Here is a 26359-nt window from a genome sequence, read left to right as displayed (position 1 = left end):
GCAATTGAGGCAAGCTTGAGCGCAACGGTTCGGTTCCCGGCAAGATGACGGTCGGGAAAAGCGAATGGCTTCATCGGACCACGATCCTTTCCTTCGGCAAAGATCCCTACCTCAAAATCGTAACCCAAGCCGCAGCCAAGGTCACGAAAGGCCCCGCACCAGCTCGAGAAGCTCATTCTCGTGGGGCCCGCCGGCAATCCGGGTGGCAGCGCCCATGGCCTCGAGAGGCACGGCCACATCTGCGGAAAGGCAGAGATGAAGACAGCCGAGGATCGCGGACCGAAGCCCCGCCTGCTCCGCCAGCTGAATGAAAAGTTCAGCGCTCCGACGGGAATAATGGAGCACGGCCCCGATTTTGCCAGTGCGGAGGGACTCCACGGCCGCTTCGGGTAGACTCGCCAGGGCCTCGGCTTCGTACGCTTCCCAGGTGAGCAGAGTGAAGCCTGCCGCGCGAAGGGAGACAGCCGGCTCCTCCTTGTGATGGCGCGCCGTGACGTGGAGAAAGGTGTATGGCGGCTCGACCTGTCTGCGGATCAACGCCGAGAGGGAGACCGCATCGCCCTCCGCCGTCTCGATGGAGGTGAACCCGCCCTCCCGCAGGGCATCGCTCGTGCGCTCGCCCACTGAGAAAACGGGAAGGCTCTTGTTCGCGAAATCGGACAGGGCTTCCATCGCATGGGCGCTGGTGACGATGAGCGCGGCATATGAAGCGTCCGGCATCGGATCGCCCGTCGGCACGATCCGGAGCACCGGCGCGATCTCTGCCTCATGCCCGAGGCTTGCGAGTTTTTCTGCCGTCCGCTCGGCATCCTCCCTCGCACGTGTGAGAAGAATCCGCATCAGGCTGTCAGGAACCCGGCGGGCATGCGGGTGCGCAGCTCGGTTCCTGCCTCGCGGCCCAGGGTGACCGCATCGTCCGGCGACCCGCGCCGGACGGCTTCCAGACATTCCGAACCATCGGGACGCAGAACGAGGCCCCGGATTTCGAATGCATCGCCCACCATGCGGGCATGGCCCGCGATCGGCGTGCGGCAGGAGCCGTCGAGGATCGTCAGGAAGGCGCGTTCGGCAGCGAGCGCATGGCCGGTGGCGGCATCGAGGATCGGCTGCAGAGCCTCGCGCACGCGCTCATCTTCGGCGCGGATCGCGATGGCGATGGCCCCCTGCCCCACGGCGGGAAGGAAATCGTCCGTGTCGAGGGTGGTCTTCACATGGTCGGTGAGGCCGAGGCGGCGCAGGCCCGCCATGGCGAGGAGCGTCGCATCCACCTCGCCCCGTTCGAGCTTCGCAAGCCGCGTCTGCACGTTGCCGCGCAACAGCGTGACCTTCAGGTCGGGCCGCAGGCGGCGGATCTGCGCCTGCCGGCGCAGGGACGCCGAGCCCACCACCGCGCCGGACGGCAGGTCGGCGAGGCTCTTGTAGCGGTGGCTGATGAAGGCATCGCGCACGTCCTCGCGCGGCAAGAAGCCCGCGATTACGATGCCTTCCGGCAGGGTCGTCGGCAGGTCCTTTGCCGAGTGCACCGCGAGGTCGATGGAGCCTTCCAGCAGCGCGATGTCGAGTTCCTTGGTGAAAAGGCCCTTGCCGCCTGCTTCCGAGAGAGGCCGGTCCTGAATGGCGTCGCCCGTGGTCTTGATGATCGACAGGGGCAGATGCTCCACGGTCCAGCCATGGGCGGCGACCAGCCTGTCTTGCGTCTCGTGGGCCTGCGCCAGCGCCAGGGGGCTGCCGCGCGTGCCGATGACCAGGGTCGGTGAAGAGGCCATTCCCGCTGCGTACTCCTGCTTTAAGACAACATCCGCGTTTGATCTTGAGCGGCGCGGCGGACTATAGGGGGAGGACAGCCGGGCCGAAAGCCCGAAAGATCACTTAACGCCAACGGTAGCCCCAGACCATGCGCATCCTCGGCATCGAAACCACCTGCGACGAAACCGCGGCTGCCGTGGTCGGCGTCGGCTTCGACGGAAAAGGCGAGATCCTCTCCAGCGAGGTCCTGAGCCAGATCGCCGAGCACGCGGCCTATGGCGGCGTGGTGCCGGAGATCGCGGCCCGCGCCCATGTGGAGGTGCTCGACCGCCTGATCGCCCGCGCCCTGAAGAACGCCCATTGCACGGTCAAGGACATCGACGGCATCGCGGTGGCCGCAGGACCCGGCCTCATCGGCGGCGTGCTGGTGGGCCTCACTACCGCGAAGGCCATCGCGCTCGTGACCCGCAAGCCCCTGATGGCGGTGAACCACCTCGAAGCCCATGCGCTGACCGCGCGGCTCACCGACGGAATCGGCTTTCCCTATCTTCTGCTTCTCGCCTCCGGCGGCCACACGCAGCTCGTGGCGGTGAAGGGCGTGGGCGATTACATGCGCATCGGCACCACCATCGACGACGCCATCGGCGAGGCCTTCGACAAGGTGGCGAAGATGCTCGGGCTTCCCTATCCCGGCGGCCCCCATGTGGAGCGCGAGGCGGCAAAGGGCAATCCGGAGCGCTTCGCCCTGCCCCGCCCCATGCAGGGGCGGGCGGAACCGAATTTCTCGCTCTCCGGCCTCAAGACCGCCGTGCGGATCGAGGCCGAGAAGATCGCTCCCCTGACCCAGACCGACATCGCCGATCTTTGCGCCAGCTTCCAGGCCGCCATCGTGGATGTGGTGGTGGACCGCACCCGCGTGGGCCTGCGCCGGTTCCGCGAGATCGCGGATGCGCCCAAGGCGCTCGTGGTAGCGGGCGGCGTTGCCGCCAACCAGACCATGCGCCAGGCGCTTCAGCGGCTTGCGGTGGAGACCGGCCTCAAGCTCGTCGCCCCGCCCCTGGACCTGTGCGGCGACAACGCCGCCATGATCGCCTGGGCGGGCCTCGAGCGCCTGCGGCTCGGCATGGTCGACGACATCAACGCACCCGCCCGCGCCCGCTGGCCGCTCGACACCAGCGGCCAAGCGGTAGGGGTGAAGGCCTGACATGCTCCTTCTGAGAGGTTCGCTGACCAAACACAGGTCCCTTCTCCCTCCCCCTTGTGGGGAGGGATCAAGGGTGGGGGTGCCAGCGCGAAACTGGACTAACGTGGCGCTGACACCCCCACCTCCAACTCCTCCCCGCAAGGGGGAGGAGGGCTTAGCGAGCGCCGAAGGATGAACCGGACTCTCAGAATAATCTTTGGCTTGGTTGCCATTAGTTTCGGAGCTGCAATCGGTTTGTTGACCGGTACTCTCGTCGCCGCTGAAGTTTTCGCCCTTGCCTTTGGGATAAGCGCTGCTTCAGCAGAGGAAACAAAATACGAATTTTATCTGATGCTCATGACCTTCAACGGAGCGATCTTCGGCTTTTTCGGAGGCGGCTTTGCAGGTCTTATACTGATGCGAAGCATTCTTGGTGCCAAAGCCTCCACTGATGATCCCTTGAGATGAGCGTGAAAGTCCAAACCATCGGCATTGCCGGAGCCGGAGCCTGGGGAACGGCGCTCGCCAATGCCGCAGCCATCGCCGGCAACGACGTGATCCTCTGGATGCGCTCGCCCGAACAGGCGGCGGACCTTGCCGCCACGCGCATGAACGAGCGATGCCTGCCGGGAGCGCGCCTGCTCGACCGCATCGTACCCACGGCCGACCTGAGCCAACTTGCCTCGTGCTGTGCGGTTCTTCTCGTCACGCCTGCGCAGACGACCCGCGAGATGGTGCTGGCCCTGTCCCCCATCCTTCCGGCTGAAACGCCCCTCGTGCTCTGCGCGAAAGGCATCGAGCAAAAGACCGGCGCGTTTCTCTGCGATGTGGTGGAGGAGGTCCGTCCCGGCTCTTCCGTGGCGGTTCTTTCCGGCCCGAGCTTCGCTCACGACGTGGCGCGCGGTTTGCCGACCGCCGTGACGCTGGCCTGCCTCGACCCCGCGTTGGCGGAGGATCTCGCAACGGCTCTGTCAGGCCCCACCCTTCGCGTCTATCACCGCACCGACGTGCGCGGCGTCGAGATCGGGGGCGCGGCCAAGAACGTGCTCGCCATCGCCTGTGGCGCGGTGGTGGGGCGCGGCCTCGGCGAGAGCGCGAAGGCAGCGTTGATCGCGCGCGGGTTCGCTGAACTCCTGCGCTTTTCGCGCGCCTATGGCGGGCAGGCCGAGACGCTGATGGGTCTTTCGGGCCTTGGCGATCTCGTCCTCACCTGCTCCTCCGCGCAATCGCGCAACTTCTCCTTCGGCCTTCGCCTCGGCCAGGGCATGAGCGTCGAGGCGGCCTCCGGCGGCAAGCTGGTGGAGGGTGCGACCACCGCCAGCGCCCTCGTCAGGCTGGCAAAAGCCAAGAACATCGACATGCCGATCGCGGAAGCCGTCGAGCAGGTGCTTTCCGGCGCATGGACCCTCGATGAGGCAGTCGATGCGCTCATGAACCGTCCCATCAAGTCTGAACACTGAGTCGAAAGCAAAATCCGAAAAAGTGGTTGCCGGTTTTTCGCAGATTTTGCGTCCAGCAGAAGAGTAAAAGAATGGCCAAGTGGCTCTACAAGTCAGAACCCTCCGTGTGGTCCTGGGACCAGCAGGTTGCGCAAGGCGCCAAGGGCACTCACTGGAACGGCGTGCGCAATCACGTCGCCAAGCAGAACCTGATGGCAATGAAGATCGGCGAGCAGGGCTTCTTCTATCATTCCAACGAGGGCAAGGCCGTCGTCGGGATCGTCGAGGTGATCAAGGAATACTACCCCGACCACACGGACGAGAGCGGCAAGTTCGGCATGGTGGACGTGAAAGCGGTGAAGCCCTTCAAGCGTCCCGTGACGCTCGACGAGATCAAGAAGCATCCCGGTCTCGAAAAGATGATCCTCGTCAACAATTCCCGCCTCTCGGTGCAGCCGGTGACGGAGGAGGAGTGGGAGATCGTCTGCAAGCTGGGCGGAGTGTAATCCCTCGCGCCTCTCCCTGAGCGAAAGGCTATCCTGCAGAGGACCCCTGCTCGGCTCACGCCGTGCCGGAGACACCCTCATCATCATCACCGGCCTTGGGCCGGTGATCTCGTTTTGAGAGTCGCGGGAATCCCGGGAGAACCCGACGCAAAGAGCGCGTGTTCCCTCCCCCTTGCGGGGAGGGGTTAGGGGTGGGGTCGGAATGTCAAAGCGCAGCAAGCATCCAGACCGCACGACAGCTCGACAGCACATCCCCTCTCCCGGGTGGGAGAGGGGCAAGGGGTGAGGGAGTGCCCTTTCCGGATCAGGCAGTCCCTCACCCGGAGCTGCGCTCCGACCTCTCCCACCCGGGAGAGGTCTTCCAGCGCTTCACTGGTCTGAGCGCTCACCCAGTCAGACCACCCCCCCCCCTTCCCCTCCCCGCAAGGGGGAGGGACCACCCGCCTCATCCGCCGACGCTCCCGGCTCTGGCTGGGCCAGATGCAATGTTCTTACTTTGTTCTTGACTTTGGTCCTAAGCTGGGCTATATCCTTGCCTGTCCCGACCCGCTGAGGGGCGCGCTCGCGAGGCGTCGCATGTGCGGGGTTGGGAGCGGTCCTGTGCAGGCGCTGACGCAGCGCCTGGATGGGAGGCCCATCGCTGCAAGACGCGATGTACGCCTAAACAAACCGTGCGTGAGGGGCCGTCAGGTTCTTCATTCCTTCCATAGCGAGCCGGACGACCCCTCGCGCCTCCCTCGTCCCCAAACCTCGGAGCGAAAAGCTCGCGAGGACACTCCCGCTTGCTCTTTGATAATTCAGGTTCCGACACGAAGCGGACGCGATGATTCCATCCCATGCTTCACTCAGATTGTGCAGCAGGTCTTCCGATGCGCCGGGCGATGCCGGGATGTGAACAGCCGGCAGGCGCATCAGGCTTCCGGTTCTCGCCCTCAGAGCGAAGATGACGAGATTGGCGCGAAGCGATAATGGCCCGTGACAGGGAATGCGAACAGCCCGTCTTCCTCGCGTGTCCCCGCGCCGATGTTGTGAATCACGAGCGGCCTTTTGCCGTCGGCGCTGCGCCGGTCGGAAACGATCGCGATATGGGGCAGGTTTCCCGGCAGCATCTGCGTGACCAAATCCCCGGGCCGGTAATCGGCCGGATCGGCTGTCACCGGCAATGATGCGCCCTTGCGCCGGAAGAGCGTCTGAAGGTTGGGCACGCGCCGATGGTCGATATTGGGATCGGGCCGCTTCAACCCCCATTGCTTCGGATAGAGGGCGAACGACGACTTCATGTCCTCATGCACGAGCTTTTGCAGATCGATGCTCAAAGCGGTGCGATAGGCCCGCACGATCACATCCGTGCAGACACCCTGCTCAGGCGCAACATCTCCGCCGGGATATGGCAGGCGCACATAAGCCGGATTGTAGGAAACGGTGACGCCCACCTGCGCCCTGGCGGCCCTGACCAGTTTGAGTGAAGGATCGAGGGCTTCCGCAAAAACCGAATGCTCTGAGACCAGAAGCAACACGAACAACGCGAAGCCGAAAAGCCGCATGAGCCCCCATCCTTCTTCCTGGGGTCAAAGATTAGGGTCCTCCGACGGATTTGCAATGAAGTTTCATTCAGATCTCTAAGGCAGCCATGCTGCACCGCACCAAAAGTAGCAGCGACCAAAGTGCGAGCCCTGCACCGCTTGCCCGACCCCTCTCTCTTTCCGTAAACCTAGACCTAATTACCTCATAACGACCTGTCTGGGAGAAACGTCATGGAAGAGAAGATCTACGACGTGCCGTCCGAATGGACCCACCGTGCCTATCTGGACGACGCCGGCTACCGCGCGAAATACGAGGCCTCGGTGAAGGACCCGGAGGCGTTTTGGGCCGAGGAAGCCAAGCGCATCCACTGGTTCAAGGAGCCGACCCGGATCAAGAATACCAATTTCGGGCCCGGCGACGTCTCGATCCGCTGGTTCGAGGACGGCGTCACCAACGTCGCCTATAACTGCGTCGACAGGCATCTGCACACCCGCGGCGATCAGGTCGCCATCATCTGGGAAGGCGACGATCCGTCCGAATCCAAAAAGATCACCTACCGCGAGCTCTACGCGCAGGTGAACCGCATGGCCAACATCATGCGCAATCGCGGCGTCGAGAAGGGCGACCGCGTCACGATCTACATGCCGATGATCCCGGAAGCGGCCTATGCGATGCTGGCCTGCGCGCGTCTCGGCGCGATCCATTCCGTGGTCTTCGGCGGCTTCTCGCCGGATTCGCTCGCAAGCCGCATTCAGGACGCCAAATCCGCCTTCGTCATCACGGCCGACGAGGGCCTGCGCGGCGGCCGCAAGGTGCCGCTGAAGGTCAATGTCGATGCCGCCATCGAGCGCGTCGGCGCGGGCGTGGTCGACCATGTGCTCGTCGTGCGCCGCACGGGCGGCGCCGTCAACATGGTGCCGGGCCGCGACGTGTATTACGACGAGGCGGCCGGGCTGGTCTCGGACGATTGTCCCTATGAGGAGATGAACGCGGAGGACCCGCTCTTCATCCTCTACACTTCCGGCTCGACGGGCACCCCGAAGGGCGTGCTGCACACCACCGGCGGCTACCTCGTCTATGCGGCGATGACGCATCAATACGTCTTCGACTACCATGACGGCGACATCTACTGGTGCACCGCCGACGTGGGCTGGGTGACGGGCCACTCCTACATTCTCTACGGACCGCTCGCGAACGGCGCGACCACGCTGATGTTCGAGGGCGTGCCCACCTATCCGTCGATCTCCCGCTTCTGGGAGGTGATCGACAAGCACAACGTGAACATCTTCTACACCGCGCCGACCGCGATCCGCTCGCTCATGCAGGCGGGCGAGGAGCCGGTGAAGAAGACCTCGCGCAAGACCCTGCGCCTGCTAGGCTCCGTGGGCGAGCCGATCAACCCGGAAGCCTGGGAATGGTACCACCGCGTGGTCGGCGACAGCCGCTGCCCCATCGTGGATACCTGGTGGCAAACGGAAACCGGCGGCATCCTCATCACGCCGCTTCCCGGCGCGACGAAGCTGAAGCCAGGATCGGCCACACGGCCCTTCTTCGGCGTAAAGCCGCAGATCGTGGATGCGGAAGGCAACGTGCAGGAGGGAGCAACGGAAGGCAATCTCGTGATCGCCGATTCCTGGCCGGGCCAGATGCGCACGGTCTATGGCGACCATGAGCGCTTCGTGCAGACATACTTCTCCACCTATCCCGGCAAGTACTTCACCGGCGACGGTTGCCGCCGCGATGCGGACGGCTATTACTGGATCACCGGCCGCGTGGACGACGTGATCAACGTGTCCGGCCACCGCATGGGCACGGCGGAAGTGGAATCCGCGCTCGTGGCTCATCCGAAGGTGTCGGAAGCCGCCGTGGTCGGCTATCCGCACGACATCAAGGGCCAGGGCATCTACGCCTACGTGACGCTGATGGCGGGCGAGCAGCCCACGGAGGAGCTGCGCAAGGAGCTGGTGGCCTGGGTGCGCAAGGAAATCGGCCCGATCGCCTCGCCGGACCTGATCCAGTTCGCCCCCGGCCTGCCGAAGACCCGCTCCGGCAAGATCATGCGCCGCATCCTGCGCAAGATCGCCGAGGACGAGTTCGGCTCGCTGGGCGACACCTCGACCCTCGCCGACCCCGCCGTGGTCGACGACCTCATCACCAACAGGCAGAACAAGCGCACGCAGGCGGCCTGATCCGGAGCGCGTCATCCTGGGGCCGCGCTGTGGAGCCCAGGATGGTTCCAGACACTCTTCACGTCATGGCCGAGCTCGTCTCGGCCATCTCGTTTTCAGACCATCAAACCTCCTCAGGATGAGGCAGAGCGTTAGAGAGCCAGATCGGCTCACGCCCTCCAGTACGATGCGTTTCGTGGAGCCTCGGAACCGTCACCGTTTCCTTTGCGTCTCACCCTCACGCTAGCAGCAGGAGGGTTTTCACATGATCGCGCGGATCGCCATCGCCTTGGCCGCCTTCACCCTTGCCACCCCGGACGCATTCGCCCGCGAGGTCGTGCCGTTTCAGGAAAGCATCTCGCCCGGCACCATCGTCATCAAGACGGGCGAGCGGCGGCTCTACTACGTGCGCGGCGACGGGACGGCCCTGCGCTATCGCGTGGCGGTCGGAAAACCCGGCAAGCAATGGTTCGGCGAGGCGCAGATCGACGGCAAATACATGAAGCCCGCCTGGGCGCCGCCAGCAGAGGTCAAGCGCGACAACCCCCGCCTGCCCGACGTGATCCCGGGCGGGGCGCCGAACAATCCCATGGGCGCGCGGGCGCTCACTCTCAATCTCGACGAATACGCCATCCACGGCACCAACCGTCCCAGCTCCATTGGCACCTATGCCTCGTATGGCTGCATCCGCATGCTCAACGAGGACATCGTCGATCTCTACAACCGGGTGAATGTAGGCACGCGGGTGGTGGTGACGCGCTAGAGCATTTTTCGGCGAAGTGGATCCGGTTCGCCGTCAAAAAATGCGGCATGACAAAGAAGAGAGCCGTTCCATGCAAATGGAATCGGCTCTAGGCGTAGAGATCCGCCCGCGACGGCGGCAGGCCCGAGGGGCCGCGCGTGCGCTTGGAGACGAGGGTCTGGTTCACGCCCACCGCCGCACGCTCGAAGGCAAGGGAGCAGCCAGCCAGGTAGAGAAGCCACATGCGGGTCTTCTCCTTGCCCACCATGGCCTCGGCCTCCTTCCGCCTCGCATTCAGGTTCTCCCACCACAGGCGCGTGGTGCGCTGGTAATGCTCGCGCCAGCCTTCCACGTCGTGCACCTCGAAGCCGAAGCGCTCGAGATTGGCGATCGACATGCCGAGGTGATCGAGCTCGCCTCCGGGGAAGATATAGCGGGTGAGCGCCTTGTATTCGGGCTTGAGCTTGCGGAAGGCCCGCTCGCTCTTCTTCGCGCGCCGCGCGATGGTGTGATGAAGGTAAAGCCCGCGCGGACGAAGCAGGCGATGCACCGAGCGGAAATAAGTGGGATGATTCCTGATGCCCACATGCTCGAACATGCCGATGGAGGAGATCTTGTCGAACTCGCCCTCCATCTGCGTGAAGTCCTTCACGAGAATCTCGACGCGGTCCTGCAATCCCAGCCGCGCCACCTTCTCGCGGGCGAGCTTCGCCTGCTCCTCGGCGAGCGTCACGCCGGTGGCCTTCACGCCGTAATGCTGCGCCGCATGGCAGACCAGCGCGCCCCAGCCGCAGCCGATATCGAGGAAGCGCTCGCCCGGTTTCAGCCGCAGCTTGCGGCAGATCATGTCGAGCTTGTCGAATTGCGCGCGGGCGAGATCGTCGTGCCAATCCGGCTGGAAGTAGGCGCAGGTATAGACCATCTCCGGATCGAGGAAGAGGCCGTAGAACGCGTTTGACACGTCGTAGTGATAGGCGACGTTCTTCTTGTTGGTCTGGGGCTTTCCCTCCCGCGCCTTCGGGTTCTCCTCGACGCGGGCAAGCGGGCGCGGCATGTCGGCGGGCGCGCGCAGGAAATGATAGGCGGTCTTCAGCGCCTTGACCTTGCTCAACCCGCGAAGACGACGCCCGGCCTTCTGCGGACGCTGGGCGGCGAGATCGAAGATGGTGCCGTTCTTCAGTTCCAACAGGCCCGACACATAGGCATTGAGCGCCGTGTCCAGAGTCGGGCGGCGGACGAGGCTTGCCACCACGTTCTCGTGCCGGATGGCGAGACGCATGGCATAGGACGGCAGGTCGGCAGGAACCGTGGAGCCGTCCCACAATTCGAAGCCGAATTGCAGGTCGAGCGCCTTGTGCGCGTCCTCCAGAAGATCCCGGAAAAGCCTGAGCCGCTCTGCCCCGCTCATCACCCCACTACCTTTGGTGCTTCGTCATTGCGGAGGACACTAAGCGGGGGTGTGGCCTGAGACAATCGTTTCCGGGAAGAGAGCCGTTTAAAAGTCGCTGGCGAGGCCTTTCACCTCCCAGTCGTCGTAGCGCACGGGCTCCAGGCCGCCGCGGCCCTGAAGCTCCTTCTCCTTGGCGATCTCCGCCGCCTTGGCGTCGATTTCCCTGCGCCGCTGGGCGGCCTCCTCCAGAGCCCGCTGAGCTGCGGGCGAGAGAGGTTTTCTGGGTGCGGCCCCTTCGAGGGCAGGTGCAGACAAGGTCGGCCGGGTGTCGTCGGTGCTCATGAGAAGCCTTTATCAGGTCTGTGCTCCCGATGGGAGAGGCAAGGCAGCGCGGCTGCCGTTGCGATACTCTTGGTAGAGAGCTGGACCGTTCCCACATAAGGATCAAACGAGTGAATCCTTGTTCGAGGTGGAGACCCCGATGAACACCGTCAAGACCGGTATGCTGCTGGCGGCCCTCATGGCCCTGTTCGGCGTTGTCGGCTATATGCTGGGCGGCGCATCCGGCATGATGATCGCTCTTGGCCTCGGCCTGGCCACCAACCTTTTTGCCTACTGGAACTCCGACCGGCTGGCGCTTGCCGCCCACCATGCTGTTGAGGTCGATGAGCGAACCGCGCCCGAGCTCGTCCATATGGTGCGGGATCTCGCCCAGAATGCAGGGCTTCCCATGCCGCGGGTCTACATCATCGAGAATCCGCAGCCCAATGCGTTCGCGACCGGACGCAACCCGGAGAATTCGGCGGTTGCCGCCACCACAGGCCTTCTCGACATGCTCTCGCGGGATGAAGTGGCGGGCGTGATGGCTCACGAGCTCGCCCATATCAAGAACCGCGACACGCTGATCATGACGGTGAGCGCCACCATTGCCGGTGCCATTGCGACGCTGGCCCAGTTCGGATTTCTGTTCGGCGGGCGTGGCGACGACAGGCCGAATCCCATCGTGATGATCGCCACCGCGCTGATTGCGCCGATCGCCGCCATGATCATCCAGATGGCGATCAGCCGCTCACGGGAATATGACGCCGACAAGATGGGTGCGGAGATCTGCGGCCAGCCCATGGCGCTGGCTTCCGCGCTGGCGAAGATCGCGGGCGGCGTGGCCCATGTGCCCAACATGGATGCGGAACGCCATCCCGCCACCGCGCCCCTCTTCATCATCAATCCGCTGTCCGGGCATGGCATGGATAATCTGTTTTCCACCCACCCGGCGACGGAAAACAGGATTGCGGCGCTCCATGCTTTGGCGCAGGAGATGGGAACGGCGCCGCAACCCGGCTTCTTCGCGCAATCTTCAACCAGTCCCTGGGGCCAGCCGCCCCGCCGCGGACCCTGGGGTTAAGTATTTTGAATCAATCGGACGAACAGGCAGGCCTCGGCCCCCGCCGCCTTGCCTGGATGGCAGTAGCGGAAACCATGAAGCGGCGCGTGCCGCTCGATGACGTGCTGGACGAGCTGTCGCCGAAGGAAAACCTTTCCGCGAGAGACGAGGCTCTGGCGCGAGCCATCGCCATCGTCACCTTCCGTCGCCTCGGCACCCTGGGACGCGCTCTCAACGAGCGCCTCAACCGGGATCCGAAGGACGAACGCCTTCTGCATCTTCTCGCCATCGGCGCCGCGCAGATCCTGTTCCTCGACATTCCCGACCATGCCGCTGTCGACAGCGCGGTGCGGCTGGCCCAGGAAGACCCGAAGCTTCATCATGCAGGCGGCTTCATCAACGCGGTGCTGCGGCGCGTGGCCCGCGAGCGCGACATGATCCTTGGCGCTCAGGAATCTTGGCTCGACACGCCTACCTGGCTCGAAGAGCGCTGGGTGAAGCAATACGGCGAGGCGCTTGCGGCTAAGATCGCGGAAGCGCACCGCTCCATGGCTTCCGTCGATCTCTCCGTGAAGGAGAATGCGAAGGATTGGGCCGAGCGTCTGGGCGGTGTTCTTTTGCCCACCGGCAGCATCCGCCTCGTGGAGCGCACCGCGATCCGCGACCTGCCCGGCTTCGATGAAGGCGCATGGTGGGTGCAGGACGCCGCCGCCGCATTGCCCGCCCGCCTGCTGCAGGCAAAGCCCGGCGAGCGCATCGCGGATCTGTGCGCCGCGCCCGGCGGCAAGACAGCGCAACTCGCCGCAGCGGGAGCCGAGGTTCTGGCTGTGGATCGCTCGGCCAAGCGCCTGAAGCGTCTGGAAGAGAATCTCGCGCGTCTCGACCTCAAGGCGGAAACCCGCGCCATCGATGCGGAAAAGCTCGATGAAGCGCCCTTCGATGCGATTCTTCTCGATGCACCCTGTTCCGCCACCGGCACGATCCGCCGTCATCCGGATGTGGCCTGGACCAAAGCCGAGGAGGACATCCGCAAGCTCGCAGGGCTGCAGACGCGCCTTCTCGACAAGGCGGCACACCTGCTCAAGCCCGGCGGCCGCCTCGTCTATTGCACCTGTTCGCTCGAAGCCGAGGAAGGGGAACGGCAGGCAACGGAATTCCTCTCTCGTCATCCTGACTTCAAGCGCCAACCGATCTCGGCGGATGAAATCGGCGGTCTTGCCGAATGCCTCACGCCTGAAGGCGATGTGCGCACCCTGCCTTGTTATCTCGTGTCGAGCGAACATGAGCGCGGCGGCCTCGACGGTTTCTTCATCGCACGCTTCGTGAAAGCCGCCTGACAGCATGACCTACCCCCTCCCCGCAGAGGAGGGGGACCATGCACCATCGCCTGCATCCATTAAGCCATCGACGGCAGCCCGTTTCTGTTGAAATCGGTCACAACACCCCATGCTTACACGTTGTTAACCAGTCAGCAGGAACTCCCCTCTATGCTGGCGCGGACGAGCATGACTAAAGGAGCGCCACGGGTGGATTTCGGGCCAGATCGCTGGCGTCTGTACAAGCTTGCCTTGAAAGAGGCAGGCCGCGCCATGCGTGGAGGAGCGGTCTGGAGCTTGTCCAAGGTGTTCGCGCGAGCGCCCATGCCGACCCGGCTGCTCTTCGCGCCGCAGGATCTGCGCACGGCCGATCCCACCATCGCCACCGACATCTATTCCGGCTTCTTCGCCTTCGCGGGCCGGGCGATCACCACGAGCGGACGCTCCCCCTTCGCTTTCACGCCGCCGAGCAAGGCCTGGGCGGAGGCGCTCTATGGCTTTGGCTGGCTGCGCCACCTGCGCGCCGCCGGCACGGCCCTGGCGCAGGCCAATGCGCGTTCGCTGGTGGATGAATTCGTCTCATCGAGACTCGGCGACAGGAATATCGCGTGCGATACGCAGGTGATTGCGCGTCGGCTCATGTCCTTCATCAGCCAGTCGCCGCTGATCCTGGAAGGTGCGGACCACGCCTTCTATCAACGTTTCCTGCGCCTCATCGGCCAGCACGTGCGCGAGCTCGAACGTCATCTGCGCTCCGGCGCCCTGCCGCAGCAGCAGCTGATGGCGGCGATTGCGCTCTGCTATGCAGGCCTGTGCTGCGAAGGCCTCGACCGCAACCTGCGCCGCGCGAGCCGTCTTCTGGCCCGCGAGCTCGACCGCCAGATTCTCGCCGATGGCGGCCATGCAAGCCGCAATCCGCGCATCATGGTCGATCTTCTGTTCGATCTTTTGCCCTTGCGGCAGATGTTCGCGAGCCGCGAGGTCGATACGCCCGAGGCGCTGCTCAACGCCATCGACCGCATGCTGCCCATGGTGCGCCTGTTCCGCCACGGCGACGGCACTCTCTCGCATTTCAACGGCATGGGCGTGACGGCGGCCGACCATCTCGCGACGCTGCTCACCTATGACGACATGCGCAGCCAGCCGATCCAGCACGCGCCACATTCGGGCTACGAGCGCATGGAAGCGGGTCGCACGCTGCTGGTCGTGGATGTGGGCGCGCCGCCTCCGACAGGCCTTTCCACGGAAGCCGGAGCGGGCTGCCTCTCCTTCGAGTTCTCCAGCGCCTTGCAGCGCATCGTAGTCAATTGCGGCACGCCGCGGATCGCAGGCGACACGATCATCCAGGCATCGCGCTCCACGGCCGCCCACTCGACGGCCTCGGTCAACGATATCTCGTCCTGCCAGATGGTGGGCGACAGGGGCAACTGGTTCAATCGCCGGATCGCCCGCTGGCTCCAGCGCCGCATCGGACCCGTGGTGCTCAACGGTCCCGAGAGGGTCGCATCCGAGCGCAGCGAACGGGAACATGCCCAGATCCTTACCGCCAGCCATGACGGCTATCGCCAGCGCTTCGGCCTCACCCACGAGCGGCGGCTGCAGCTTGCCCCGAAGGGCAACAGCCTTAGCGGCGAGGATGTCTTCTGGGGCGAAGGCACGATTGCCGCCTCGGCGGAGGCTACCATCCGCTTTCACCTTGCCCCCGGCATCAAGGCGAGCCGCGCACAGGGCGGCCGGGTCGTGATGCTCGTGCTGCCGAACCAGGAGGCCTGGCAGTTTACCGCGACCCCTGTTGGGGCTCATGTGGAAGACAGCGTGTTTCTCGCGGCCCCCGACGGCATGCGCCGCACGGAGCAGATCGTGCTCCGCCTTCGCCCCAGCGAAACCCCTTCCGTCCAGTGGCGCTTCGAGCGCCTGGCGCGCACGTTCAATCCGGCGCAAGCGGCAGAGATGACGCAGGAACTGCTCTGAGAGCGAACCTCGGGCCGCGGGCTGTTTGCGAGTGAGAATTTCTGCACCCTGAGGCTAAAAGGCGGATTTCAATCGGCTTGGCCTCAGTTAATGTGATCGAGGGCGAAGCGGGATCCGCCTGAGATCCGATGGGGGCGTTCATGAGCGTGGCTGATGCTGTCGGGCTCATAGGGGTTGCAGCTTATTTGTCAGCCTACGGGCTGCTGCAACTGGGCATTTTGAAGGTCGAGGATACTCGTTACGCCCTGCTCAACGGTGCCGGCGCCATTGCGATCCTCTACTCGCTGATTTTCGACTTCAACCTACCCTCCTTCGTGACTCAGGCCGCATGGCTGGTCCTGACGGTGATCGGCTTCATGCGCTCCCGCCTGAAGCGGCAGACCTCGCTTGCTTAGGACGCGCTGGAAGGCAAAGCCGCGAAACCCTGGCCTTCTAGGTTCCCATCCTTAGCCCATCGTGCTATCGCGCCCGCATCTTTACCCCTTCATGGAGCGGCCGCCATGCCGAGCGATCTGAAGCGCGTCTCCCGCGCTCTGCTTTCCGTATCCGACAAGACGGGTCTCGTGGACTTTGCCCGGGCTTTGTCCGAGCGGGGCATCGAGCTGGTCTCCACCGGCGGCACGCACAAGGCGCTGAGGGAAGCGGGCCTGCCCGTGAAGGACGTGAGCGACCTGACGGGCTTTCCCGAGATGATGGACGGGCGCGTGAAGACGCTGCATCCGGCTGTTCATGGCGGCCTTCTCGGCATTCGTGGCAATCCTGAGCATCAGGCGGCCATGCTGGCCCATGGCATCCAGCCCATCGACCTGCTGGTGGTGAACCTCTACCCCTTCGAGGCCACCGTCGCGGCGGGCAAGCCCTACGACGACTGCATCGAGAACATCGACATCGGTGGCCCTGCCATGATCCGCGCCGCCGCCAAGAACCATGGCGATGTGGCCGTGGTGGTGGACGGGGCCGATTATGCTGCGGTTCTCGACGATCTCTCGCAGCATAAAGGCGCAGTCACCTATACGCTCCGCCGCCGCCTCGCCCAGAAGGCCTATGCCCGTACGGCAGCCTACGATGCCGCGATTTCCAACTGGTTCGCGAATGAACTCGGCGATGCAACCCCGCCCTTCCTCGCCCTCGGCGGCTCCATTGCCGAGGTGATGCGCTATGGCGAGAACCCGCACCAGAGCGCCGCTTTCTATCGTACTCCCGAACAGCGCCCCGGCGTCTCGACGGCGCGTCAGGTGCAAGGCAAGCAGCTTTCCTACAACAACATCAACGACACCGACGCCGCCTATGAGGCGGTCGCTGAGTTCGCGCCCGAGCGTTCGGCTGCCATCGTGATCGTGAAGCACGCGAACCCCTGCGGCGTCGCGGAAGGCGCAACCCTCGTCGAGGCCTACGAAAAGGCCCTGCGCTGCGATCCGGTTTCCGCTTTCGGCGGCATCGTCGCCATGAACCGCACGCTCGACGCCCAAGCGGCCAAGGCCATCACCGAGATCTTCACGGAGGTGATCATCGCCCCAGACGCGAGCGAAGAAGCCATCGCCATCGTCGCCGCGAAGAAGAACCTGCGCCTGCTGCTCGCGGGCGGCCTGCCCGATCCGCGTCAGGCGGGCTTGACGCTCCGAACGGTGGCAGGCGGCTTCCTCGCGCAGTCGCGCGACAACGCCGTGGTCGATGCCATGGACCTGAAGGTGGTGACCAAGCGCGCGCCGTCCGAGCGCGAGCTTGCCGACCTGCGCTTCGCCTTCCGCGTCGCCAAGCACGTGAAGTCGAACGCCATCGTCTATGCCAAGGACCTCGCCACCGTCGGCATCGGCGCGGGCCAGATGAGCCGCGTCGATTCCTCACGCATCGCCGCCTGGAAGGCCGCGGAAGCCGCAAAAGCGGCCAATCTGCCCGAGACCCTCGCCAAGGGTTCGGTCGTCGCCTCCGACGCCTTCTTCCCCTTCGCGGACGGACTGCTCGCTGCGGCGGAAGCCGGCGCCACCGCCGTGATCCAGCCCGGCGGCTCCATGCGCGACGACGAGGTGATCAAGGCCGCCGACGAGGCAGGCCTCGCCATGGTCTTCACCGGTCACAGGCATTTCCGACACTAGGGACCGACCCTACATCAGGGTCTTCAGCTCAAGGAGACCTTGATGATCGTGACCACCACACCCTCCATTGAAGGCCGCCGGATAGCCACCTATCGCGGCATCGTCTCGGGCGAAGCGATTCTTGGCGCGAACGTCTTTCGCGATTTCTTCGCCTCCATCCGCGATGTGGTCGGCGGGCGCTCCGGATCCTACGAGCGCGTGCTGCGCGACGGGCGAGACACGGCCATCAGCAAGATGATCGAGGAGGCACAGCGCCTCGGGGCTCACGCGATCGTGGGCGTTCACATGGATTACGGCGCCATCGGCAAGAACGAAGGCATGATGATGGTGACGGTGAGCGGCACCGCGGTGACCCTCGAATAGAGGCTCAGGCCTTCCTCACGCCGCTCAGAATCATGAAACCTGCGAACAGGAACAGGATCAGCACCGCCGGTCCTGCGGCCTGCGTCTCGAAGATCGCGGTCGCGATCGCGACCGCGAGCGGAGCGAGAAACGACGTGACCTTTCCCGAGAGCGCCAGCAACCCGAAGTAACGCCCCGCCTCGCGCGCCGGCACGAGCCGCGCGAGGAGGCTGCGCGATGATGCCTGCAGCGGTCCCGCGACTGAGCCGATGATGAGGCCAAGCAGCACGAAGAGTTTTTCCGGCGTACTGGCGTAAAGCCCTTCAGCCGCGGGCGCTGTCGGAATGACGAAGAGAATGTGATCGCGGCCGAGCGACAATACGCCCACGCACACGAGCGCGAGCACGAAGATCGCGCCGAGGATGACGGGCTTTGCGCCGAAGCGGTCATCAAGGCGTCCGCCGATCAGCGCTCCGACGGTTCCGGTGATCGTGAGCATGATGCCGAAGAGGCCGAGTTCCGTCGCCTGCCAGCCGAATACCCCTGCCCCGTAGATCCCTCCGAAGGCGAACAGGGCGACGAGCGCATCCTGATAGACCATGTTGGCGATGAGAAAGCGCAGCACGCCCTGGTGCCGCCGCGCATCGCTGAGCGTGTGCTTCACCTGCGCCACGCCCTGCCGCACGGCCTCGCCCAGTTTGAGCTTGGATCGCGCGGCGTCGGGCGTGAACAGGAAGAGCGGCATCACGAAGATGAGAAACCATACAGCCGAGAACGGGCCGGTGATCCTGTCCCCCTCACGCTGTGTGGGATCGAGCCCGAAAAGCGGCGTGATCCCGAAAAACGTCCTGCCGCTGCCCGCATCCGCCGCAAGGAAACCCAGCACGATTACGAGTGACACCAAGCCGCCGAGATAGCCGATGGCCCAGCCGGTTCCGGAGAGCCGTCCGAAGCGTTCCGGCGGCACGAGATGGGGAATCATCGCGTTGTTGAACACCGCAGCCACTTCGACCGCGACCGTGGCAAACGCAAAACCGAAGAGTGCGATGAGGATCGCATTCGCCTGACCCGGCGCGGCATACCAGAGCGCGAAGGAAGCCAGGAACAGCACGAGCCCGCAGGCGGCGATCCATGGCTTCTTCGGGCCCGTCGCATCGGCCACCGAGCCAAGAACCGGCGAGAGGATTGCCAGCGCAAAGCCCGCAGCGGCTGTGGCGTAGCCCCAGAGGCTTTGGCCGGTCACCGGATCGGGGGCGAGCGATGCTGCGAAGTAAGGCGCGAAGACGAAGGTGGTGACCAGAGTGAAGAAGGGCTGACAGGCCCAGTCGAACAGCAGCCAGCCCAGGATGGCGGGACGCGAAGCCATGACGGGCTTTGCCTGACGCTCGCTCCCGCTCACCGATTCATTCCTGTCACCCTGAGCCCTCGCGTCAGCCCGTCCTTGCCAGATCGCCCAGCAGGCTCGCCGCCACCGTGATTTTCGACAGCGTCAGGCCCGACGAGACGATGCTGTCCACCGCACTCCTGATGCGGCTGACATCGGCGCCCCTCTTCTCGCTCCAGGCCTGGACTGCATCCGTGCCGGAGAGATCACCCATGACCACCTCCGCCGTCAGGCCGCGATGGGCATAGGCGATGTTGTCGATGGCACGATCGAGCGCCAGACGATCGAAATAATCGCTGACGGTGATCTCATATGCCGCGCCGATGAGCGAACCCAGACGGAACGCAGCTTCGAGAGCGAAATGCGTGCATGCAATGTCGCCCACGGGCTTGCCCGTCTTCTGCGCGGTGAGCACGATGTCGGGAGCGGCCACCAGGTCCGGCAGGGCGGCGATACGGCGGGCCAGTTCCTCGGGTGTTCCCTGATCGACCAGAGCCTTGGTGCGCGTATCCCACGCCTCCACCGCCTCCGGCGACAGCGTGTCCCGCAGGCCGCGCTCCACCTCCGCGATGCCGGACTGATAGGTGCCGACAATCGTGTCGAGGGAGTGGGTGCTGAAATCCACGTTGCGGATGAACCAGACGATGCGGTTCATGAGCAGATCCTGCAGCTCGCCATAAAGGCGCAATTGCAGCTTGCCCGGCACCACACCATCAAGTGCATCGATGGCAACGTTCATTTCAGTGAGGCCGAATGAATCGCGCGTGGCCGCATAGGCCGCCGCAATGGTCGGCGCATCCGCTCCGGTCTGGTCCACGAGACGCGCCACCATGGTGGCGCCGCCGCGATTGATGATGGCATTCGCAAGCTGCGTCGCGATGATCTCGCGGCGCAGGCGGTGGCCGGCAATCGCATCCGGGAAGCGCTCGCGCATTTCCGCGGGGAAATACCGATCCAGTTCCTTGCCGAGATAAGGATCGTCCGGAACGGTGCTTTCCAACAACTCGTCATGGAGCGAGAGCTTGGCGTAGGCGAGCAGCACCGCGAGTTCCGGGCGGGTGAGCGCCTCGCCGCGACGGGCGCGCTCGGTGAGCGTCGCGTCGTCGGGCAGATACTCAACCTTGCGGTTCAAACGGCCCTGGCTTTCCAGCATCTGCATGAGACGGCGTGCGAAGCCGAGATCGGCGAGTCCGCGCCGCTCAGAGAGCGAGAGAGCAAGTGTCTGCAGATAGTTGTTGCGCAGCACAAGGCTGGCAACCTCATCCGTCATGTCGGCCAGAAGCGTGTTGCGAGCCTCTTCCGTCAGACGGCCGTCGCGCTCGGGCGTGGTGAGCGCGATCTTGATGTTGACCTCCACGTCGGAGGTGTTCACGCCCGCCGAGTTGTCGATGGCGTCCGTGTTGAGGCGAACGCCGTTCTGCCCGGCCTCGATACGCCCGCGCTGGGTCATGCCCAGGTTGGCGCCCTCGCCGATCACCTTGGCGCGCACATCCGCCCCGGCGATGCGGATCGCATCGTTGGCGCGGTCACCCACCTGCTCGTCGGTCTCTACGGACGAGCGGATGTAAGTGCCGATGCCGCCGAACCAGAGCAGGCCGACATTGGCCTTGAGGATCGCCGTCATCACCTCGGCGGGAGTCGCCTCCGCCTTGTTGAGATCGAGCAGGGCGCGCACTTCCGGCGAGAGCGGGATCGATTTCGCACTGCGCGAGAACACGCCGCCGCCTGCGGAGATGAGCGACTTGTCGTAATCCTGCCAGCTCGAACGGGGCAGATTGAACAGGCGCTCGCGCTCGTTATACGCGGTTTCCGGATCCGGGCTGGGATCGAGGAAGATGTCGCGGTGGTCGAAGGCCGCCACGAGCTTGATCGCCCGCGAGAGCAGCATGCCGTTGCCGAACACGTCGCCCGACATGTCGCCGACGCCCGCCACAGTGACGGGCTGCGTCTGGATGTCGATGTCCATCTCGCGGAAGTGGCGTTTCACCGCTTCCCACGCGCCGCGGGCGGTGATGCCCATCTTCTTGTGGTCGTAGCCCTGGCTGCCGCCCGATGCGAAGGCATCGCCGAGCCAATGACCCTTTTCGATGGAGAGCGCGTTCGCCGTATCGGAGAAGGTCGCGGTGCCCTTGTCGGCGGCGACCACGAGATAGGGATCATCCCCGTCGTGGCGCACCGTGTCGGAAGGCGGCACCACGTGGTCGCCTTCGATGTTGTCCGTGAGCTGCAGAAGGGTTCGCACGAAGATGCGATAGCTCTCGGTGCCTTCGGCCAGCCACGCCTGACGGTCGCTTGCCGGCGGCAATTGCTTGGGCACGAAGCCACCCTTCGCACCCACCGGCACGATCACGGCATTCTTCACCTGCTGCGCCTTCACGAGACCCAGCACCTCGGTGCGGAAGTCCTGCGGACGGTCCGACCAGCGAAGGCCGCCGCGCGCCACCTTGCCGTAGCGCAGATGCACGCCCTCGACTCGCGGCGAGTAGACGAAGATCTCGTAGAGAGGCTTGGGCAGCGGCAGGCCTTCGACCTTCGCGCATTCGAACTTGAACGCGATGGTCTGGCGCGGCAGGCCATTGCCCTCCAGCTGGAAGAAGTTGGTGCGCGTCGCTGCTTCGATCAGGTTGATGAAGCGGCGGAGAATGCGGTCGTCGTCGAGGCTCGTGACAGACTGCAGCTGCTCCTCGACTGAGGCGCGCAACTTGGCTTCGCCCTCGGCATCACCCCCATGGCGCGGATCGAACCGCGCATAGAAGAGTTTGACGATGCTCTTGGTGATCGCGGAATGGCGCGCCAGAGTATCCGCGAGGTAATCCTGCGCGTAAGCGATCTGGATCTGGCGAAGATAGCGTCCAAGCGTACGCACCATCGCCACATCGCGCCAACCGAGACCTGCTTCAAGCACGAGACGGTTGAAGCCGTCGGACTCTGCCAGTCCCCGGAACAGGGCGAGTAGCGCCGCCTCGATGAGCGTCTGGATCTCGTCGATATCGATCGCGCCGCCGGCCGCACGCTCCAGCACCATGTCGTGGAGCCATACGCGGTCCATGCCGGTCACGCCGGTGGAAATCACGCGGTAGGTTCTCTCGTTCACCACGCGGAAGCCGAGATTTTCTAGAAGCGGCACCCTGTCGGAGAGCGGCAGCGCGGCGCTGCGCGAAAAGAGCTTCAGGTTGACGCGGGTATCGTCGTCGCCCTCGCGGCGATAGAGATCGACCGCGCGGGGACGGGCCTCGGAGAGCTGCTCCAAGAGTCCGATATCCTTGATCGCCTGCTCGGCACCGAAAGCCTCGCGATAGGCGGCGCTGAACGCATCCGCGTAACGCGTGGCCAGTGCGCGGGCGCGCACGCCGCCGATGGTCTCGTCGAGCTGGTCGCGCAGGGAATCGCCCCAGGTGCGCACGATAGCGGAAATGCCTTTTTCGAGCGTGTCCTGAGAAACCTGCGGAGTATGCCCCTCATCGCGTCCGATGATGTAATGAGTTCGCGCGAGCGGGCCTTCCGGATAAGCAGGATAGGATGCGGAGACGCGTCCTTCGAAGATGCCCGCGAGGAATTGGCCGATGCGCTGGCGCACGCTCGTGTCGTAGCGATCCTTCGGCACGAAGACGAGCACCGAAACGAAGCGGTCGAACTCGTCGGCGCGGGCAAGCGCACGAACGCGCGGGCGCTCCGACAGGTTCATGATATCGATGGCGAAGTGGTAAAGCGTTTCCTCGTCGATCTGGAACAGCTCGTCGCGTGGATAGCTCTCGAGAACGTTGAGAAGCGCGCGGCTCGCATAGCTCGACGGATCGAACCCGGCGCGGCCGACCACCTTCGCCACCTTGTGGCGCAGATACGGCACTTCCGCCGTAGTGTTGGTGTAGGCGCTTGCCGTGAAGAGCCCGACGATGCGCAGCTCGCCTTTGAGCCTGCCATCCGCATCGAAAAGCTTGATCCCGACATAGTCGAGATGCGCGCGGCGATGGACGCGGGACTTGACGTTGGCCTTGGTGATGATGAGCGCCTGAGGCTTTTCCAGGAAGGCGCGGATTTCGGGCGTCATCGCCACGAGTTCGCGCCCGCGGCGCAGCACGCGCACATTGGGGTCGCGCAGGAGGCCCAGGCCCGATCCTTCCACTGGGTCGGCAGCGGCATCACCCTTCGGCAGACGGTATTCCCGGAGTCCGAGGAAGGTGAAGTTATCGCGCGCGATCCAATCGAGGAATGCAATCGCTTCCCGCACCTCGTCGTCGGGCAGCGGCGGCGGATTGAGGCGGTAATTCTGAACGAGTTCGGTCACTCGGGCGCGCATGCCCGGCCAGTCGTGCACGGCGAGCGACACGTCCTTGTGGACGCGGCGCATGGCGTCGATCAGACGGTTGCGGGTTTCCGGATCGTCGATGCGCGGCAGGTGAACGTGAATGAAGCTCTCGCGCTTCACACCGTGGCGTCCGGTGCCGGTGGCCTCGCCCATGAGGCGTACGAGACTGCCATCGGCGTCGCGCTCTACGGCCAGAATCGGATGCGCCACGAGGTAGGGTTCGTAACCCTGATCGACCAACTCGGCGAGGGTCGAGTCGAGCAGGAAGGGCATGTTGTCGTTGACGATTTCGAGAACCGTCACCTCCCGGCGGCGGCCTTCGCGCTCGATTTCAAGATCGATGAGGCGGATGTCCTCGCCCCCACCTATCCGGGGCGACTTCAGATGCTCGTAGGCTGCAGCCGCCAGCTCGGCGAGGGCTGCGGGCGAGTAGGCGGCCAGGTCTTCTGGCGGCACGCGCCCATAGAGATCGCGGACGAACGTGGGTGGAATGGCTTTGTGCCAGGCTTCCAGAACCGCGACGGCCTCGGCCGTCAGTTCGCTTCCGCTGGTCGGCGTTTCCAGCTTCATGCGCATATCCTCTTATGCTCGTTCCGGGAGGGTTGCCACAGAGTGGCGGAGTAAGCAACCAAACCCTCTGTTTCTGCACATGACAGGGTTAAGTTTCGCAGCACCCGGCAATTTTATGCCGCCTGAGCCTCGATGGACGACAGATTCGTGTCGCCCCAGTCTTTCAGGGCCAGGAGCACCGGCTCCAGGCTCTCCCCCCGCGCGGACAGGGAATATTCGACTCGCGGCGGAACCTGCGCATAGACCACGCGGACGATAAGCCCATCCGCCTCCAACTCGCGCAGCTGGTTGGTGAGCATGCGCTGGGTCACTCCCGGGATGAGGCGGCGCAACTCGTTGAAGCGCAAGGTGCCCCGCAACAGCTTGTAGAGGATGACGATTTTCCACTTGCCGTCGATGAGGCTGAGCGCACGCTCGACCGAACATCCGGTGCTGGACGGCTTCTTCAGAACGCGGGGCATAAGAGATCCTTCACGGTATCCTTTTAGACACTATGTGCTCTAATTGTGCGTTCTTGCGATACTATCCTCTATGCTCAACTATGTCTCCAGCAAAAGGAGACACGCCATGCGCGCCGTTGGTTACCAGCAGTCCCTGCCTATCAATTCGGACGCTTCCCTCCTGGATATCGAGCTTCCCCCGCCGGAGCCGGGCCCGCGGGACCTTCTGGTGGAGGTCAAGGCGGTTTCGGTAAACCCGGTCGACACCAAGGTGCGAAAGCGCGCCCAGGCCGAACCCGGCGGCTACAAGGTCCTGGGCTTCGATGCTGCTGGAATCGTCAAGGCCGTCGGCTCCGAGGTTTCTCTCTTCAAGCCGGGCGACGAGGTGTTCTATGCGGGCGCGATCACGCGTTCCGGCACCAATGCGGAATTCCACGCGGTCGATGAGCGGATCGTGGGCAGGAAGCCCAAATCCTTGAGTTTCGAGGAAGCTGCGGCGATGCCGCTGACCACTCTGACCGCCTGGGAGACCCTGTTCGACCGCCTCGACATTAAACGCCCGGTCAAAGGGGCTGCCAATGCCATCGTGATCGTCGGCGCGGCTGGAGGCGTCGGCTCCATCGCCGTGCAGCTCGCAAGCAAGCTCACGGATGTAACGGTGATTGCCACCGCTTCGCGGCCGGAAACGCAGGAATGGGCGCGCGAACTCGGCGCGCATCACGTAATCGACCATACCAAGCCGCTTTCCGGGCAGATTGAGGCATTAGGGATCGGTGCTCCCGCCTTCGTATTCTCTATCACGCACACGGAAGCTCACTTCGCAGAGATCGCGAAGACCATCGCACCTCAGGGACGCTTCGCCCTGATCGACGACCCGAAGGACCCGCTCGACATCAGCCTCATGAAAGGCAAGAGCGTTTCAATCCATTGGGAATCGATGTTCACCCGCTCCACCTTCCAGACGGCGGACATGGACCGTCAGCACGAGATCCTGAACGAGGCGGCGCGCCTCGTGGACGAGGGGAAGATCCGAACGACGCTCGCCGATGTGCTGGGACCGATCAATGCGGCCAATTTGAAAAAGGCGCATGCCTTCATCGAGAGCAACCGCGCCAAGGGCAAGATCGTCCTGTCGGGGTTCTGAGGCACAAAAAAAGAAAGGCCGCCTGGAAAGGCGGCCGATGTCTCGAGGATTGGTGGCCCGGTCCTCCAGCAATCCGGAGGGCTGGGGGGCTGACGTGTCCAGACCGATGGTCGAACCGGGCCGTCGAGGCAACTTAAGCATTTACGGCATTTAGTGAGGCGCCTTATGGGCGCGAATGCGGCAGGAATAAGATTTGGGGAAATCGCGGTGATTCATTTCACCCCTATGGGTTGATCCATTCTTTGGCCGGACCCATCATCTGATATCAAGGAAACCAGTGATGGGAGTTCTCATGAGCGAAGGTGACATCCCGGAGCCGCTGCGCGGCGGCTCGATGCAGGGCACGGCTCATGTCGTGCCCTTCCCCGCCGCGCCGAAGCGGGTGTCCTTCGACCGTGGTGAGTTGCAGACCATTCTCAATCTCTACGGCCGCATGGTGGCTGCAGGCGAATGGCGCGATTACGCGATCGATTTCACTCCCGACAAGGCGGTTTTCTCGATCTACCGACGCACTTCCGAAATGCCCCTCTACCGCATCGAGAAAGATCCCAAGCTCGCGAAGAGGCAAGGGGCCTATTCCGTCATCGTCTCCACAGGACTCATTCTGAAGCGCGGGCACGAACTCGACCGCGTGCTGCGCGTGCTCGACAAACCGAAGGTCGTCTCGAACTAAACGCCGCCTGACGTCCAGAACGCCCCGACGCGTCTCGCGTT

The 26359-nt window shown here is 64.2% G+C and carries 22 protein-coding genes; 14 read left to right on the top strand and 8 right to left on the bottom strand.

Going from position 1 to position 26359, the window contains the following annotated elements:
- Window positions 1–141: 141 nt before the first annotated feature.
- Window positions 142–840, bottom strand: a complete 699-nt coding sequence (locus tag BLP10_RS04155) for a uroporphyrinogen-III synthase (RefSeq protein ID WP_175493773.1) — start codon at window positions 838–840, stop codon at window positions 142–144.
- A complete protein-coding gene (gene hemC / locus BLP10_RS04150) occupies window positions 840–1766 on the bottom strand; it encodes a hydroxymethylbilane synthase (RefSeq protein WP_091130526.1) in 927 nt (308 codons plus the stop codon). Before hemC ends, BLP10_RS04155 begins: the two co-directional genes overlap by 1 nt.
- Before the next feature lie 128 nt (window positions 1767–1894).
- Here hemC and tsaD point away from each other — a divergent pair, with 128 nt between their 5' ends.
- From tsaD to BLP10_RS04130, 4 genes are all read left to right on the top strand, one after another.
- On the top strand, window positions 1895–2950 hold the full coding sequence (tsaD, locus tag BLP10_RS04145) for a tRNA (adenosine(37)-N6)-threonylcarbamoyltransferase complex transferase subunit TsaD (protein WP_091130525.1): 1056 nt from the start codon (window positions 1895–1897) through the stop codon (window positions 2948–2950).
- A 171-nt stretch (window positions 2951–3121) separates the two neighbouring features.
- Window positions 3122–3397, top strand: coding sequence for a hypothetical protein (locus BLP10_RS04140; RefSeq protein WP_091130524.1), 276 nt, complete (start codon window positions 3122–3124; stop codon window positions 3395–3397).
- Entirely contained in the window at window positions 3394–4389 is a 996-nt protein-coding gene (locus BLP10_RS04135; protein WP_091130523.1) for an NAD(P)H-dependent glycerol-3-phosphate dehydrogenase, read from the top strand. The genes BLP10_RS04140 and BLP10_RS04135 overlap by 4 nt, the downstream gene beginning before the upstream one ends.
- Window positions 4390–4460: 71 nt before the next feature.
- Complete coding sequence (locus BLP10_RS04130; protein ID WP_091130522.1) at window positions 4461–4874, top strand: EVE domain-containing protein; 414 nt, start codon at window positions 4461–4463, stop codon at window positions 4872–4874.
- 932 nt (window positions 4875–5806) lie between these two features.
- On the opposite strand, the gene BLP10_RS04125 is transcribed toward BLP10_RS04130, so the two are convergent.
- Entirely contained in the window at window positions 5807–6418 is a 612-nt protein-coding gene (locus tag BLP10_RS04125) for a DUF1287 domain-containing protein (protein WP_091130521.1), read from the bottom strand.
- A gap of 210 nt (window positions 6419–6628) precedes the next feature.
- On the opposite strand from BLP10_RS04125, the gene acs reads away from it, so the two are divergent.
- Together acs and BLP10_RS04115 are read left to right on the top strand one after the other, a co-directional pair.
- On the top strand, window positions 6629–8587 hold the full coding sequence (acs, locus tag BLP10_RS04120; RefSeq protein WP_091130520.1) for an acetate--CoA ligase: 1959 nt from the start codon (window positions 6629–6631) through the stop codon (window positions 8585–8587).
- A 244-nt stretch (window positions 8588–8831) separates the two neighbouring features.
- Window positions 8832–9329 (top strand): L,D-transpeptidase, encoded by a 498-nt coding sequence (locus BLP10_RS04115; protein WP_091130517.1) that lies wholly within the window; start codon window positions 8832–8834, stop codon window positions 9327–9329.
- An 88-nt stretch (window positions 9330–9417) separates the two neighbouring features.
- On the opposite strand, the gene BLP10_RS04110 is transcribed toward BLP10_RS04115, so the two are convergent.
- Window positions 9418–10716 (bottom strand): class I SAM-dependent methyltransferase, encoded by a 1299-nt coding sequence (locus BLP10_RS04110; RefSeq protein WP_091130514.1) that lies wholly within the window; start codon window positions 10714–10716, stop codon window positions 9418–9420.
- Window positions 10717–10803: 87 nt separating this feature from the next.
- Window positions 10804–11040: a DUF1674 domain-containing protein gene (locus tag BLP10_RS04105; protein ID WP_091130511.1), complete on the bottom strand. Its 237-nt coding sequence runs from the start codon at window positions 11038–11040 to the stop codon at window positions 10804–10806.
- Window positions 11041–11179: 139 nt separating this feature from the next.
- On the opposite strand from BLP10_RS04105, the gene htpX reads away from it, so the two are divergent.
- The 6 genes from htpX (at window position 11180) to BLP10_RS04075 (ending at window position 17822) form a co-directional block, all read left to right on the top strand.
- Window positions 11180–12100 carry a zinc metalloprotease HtpX gene (htpX, locus tag BLP10_RS04100; RefSeq protein WP_091132002.1) on the top strand — a complete coding sequence of 307 codons (921 nt, stop codon included), beginning with the start codon at window positions 11180–11182 and terminating at the stop codon, window positions 12098–12100.
- A 5-nt stretch (window positions 12101–12105) separates the two neighbouring features.
- Window positions 12106–13416, top strand: coding sequence for an RsmB/NOP family class I SAM-dependent RNA methyltransferase (locus BLP10_RS04095; RefSeq protein ID WP_342025909.1), 1311 nt, complete (start codon window positions 12106–12108; stop codon window positions 13414–13416).
- Between the two features lie 189 nt (window positions 13417–13605).
- On the top strand, window positions 13606–15366 hold the full coding sequence (locus tag BLP10_RS04090) for a heparinase II/III family protein (RefSeq protein ID WP_091131997.1): 1761 nt from the start codon (window positions 13606–13608) through the stop codon (window positions 15364–15366).
- A gap of 140 nt (window positions 15367–15506) precedes the next feature.
- Window positions 15507–15761 (top strand): CBU_0592 family membrane protein, encoded by a 255-nt coding sequence (locus BLP10_RS04085; protein WP_091131993.1) that lies wholly within the window; start codon window positions 15507–15509, stop codon window positions 15759–15761.
- 105 nt (window positions 15762–15866) lie between these two features.
- Window positions 15867–17459, top strand: a complete 1593-nt coding sequence (gene purH, locus BLP10_RS04080) for a bifunctional phosphoribosylaminoimidazolecarboxamide formyltransferase/IMP cyclohydrolase (protein WP_091130501.1) — start codon at window positions 15867–15869, stop codon at window positions 17457–17459.
- 42 nt (window positions 17460–17501) lie between these two features.
- Window positions 17502–17822: a heavy metal-binding domain-containing protein gene (locus BLP10_RS04075; protein WP_091130498.1), complete on the top strand. Its 321-nt coding sequence runs from the start codon at window positions 17502–17504 to the stop codon at window positions 17820–17822.
- Window positions 17823–17826: 4 nt separating this feature from the next.
- Here the strand turns inward: BLP10_RS04075 and BLP10_RS04070 are convergent, their stop codons facing one another.
- The 3 genes from BLP10_RS04070 to BLP10_RS04060 form a co-directional block, all read right to left on the bottom strand.
- Entirely contained in the window at window positions 17827–19167 is a 1341-nt protein-coding gene (locus BLP10_RS04070) for an MFS transporter (protein WP_091130494.1), read from the bottom strand.
- 64 nt (window positions 19168–19231) lie between these two features.
- Complete coding sequence (locus BLP10_RS04065) at window positions 19232–24061, bottom strand: NAD-glutamate dehydrogenase (protein WP_091131990.1); 4830 nt, start codon at window positions 24059–24061, stop codon at window positions 19232–19234.
- A gap of 113 nt (window positions 24062–24174) precedes the next feature.
- Entirely contained in the window at window positions 24175–24522 is a 348-nt protein-coding gene (locus tag BLP10_RS04060; RefSeq protein WP_091130490.1) for a winged helix-turn-helix transcriptional regulator, read from the bottom strand.
- Between the two features lie 106 nt (window positions 24523–24628).
- Here BLP10_RS04060 and BLP10_RS04055 point away from each other — a divergent pair, with 106 nt between their 5' ends.
- Both BLP10_RS04055 and BLP10_RS04050 read left to right on the top strand, forming a co-directional pair.
- Window positions 24629–25645 carry a zinc-binding alcohol dehydrogenase family protein gene (locus tag BLP10_RS04055; protein WP_091130487.1) on the top strand — a complete coding sequence of 339 codons (1017 nt, stop codon included), beginning with the start codon at window positions 24629–24631 and terminating at the stop codon, window positions 25643–25645.
- Window positions 25646–25937: 292 nt separating this feature from the next.
- Window positions 25938–26318, top strand: coding sequence for a DUF2794 domain-containing protein (locus BLP10_RS04050; RefSeq protein WP_175493806.1), 381 nt, complete (start codon window positions 25938–25940; stop codon window positions 26316–26318).
- Window positions 26319–26359: the final 41 nt, after the last annotated feature.

The sequence above is a fragment of the Microvirga guangxiensis genome (assembly GCF_900102135.1).
Taxonomy (GTDB): domain Bacteria; phylum Pseudomonadota; class Alphaproteobacteria; order Rhizobiales; family Beijerinckiaceae; genus Microvirga; species Microvirga guangxiensis.
Note: the sequence above shows the minus strand (reverse complement) of the source record. Positions and strands in the feature narration are given on the sequence as shown.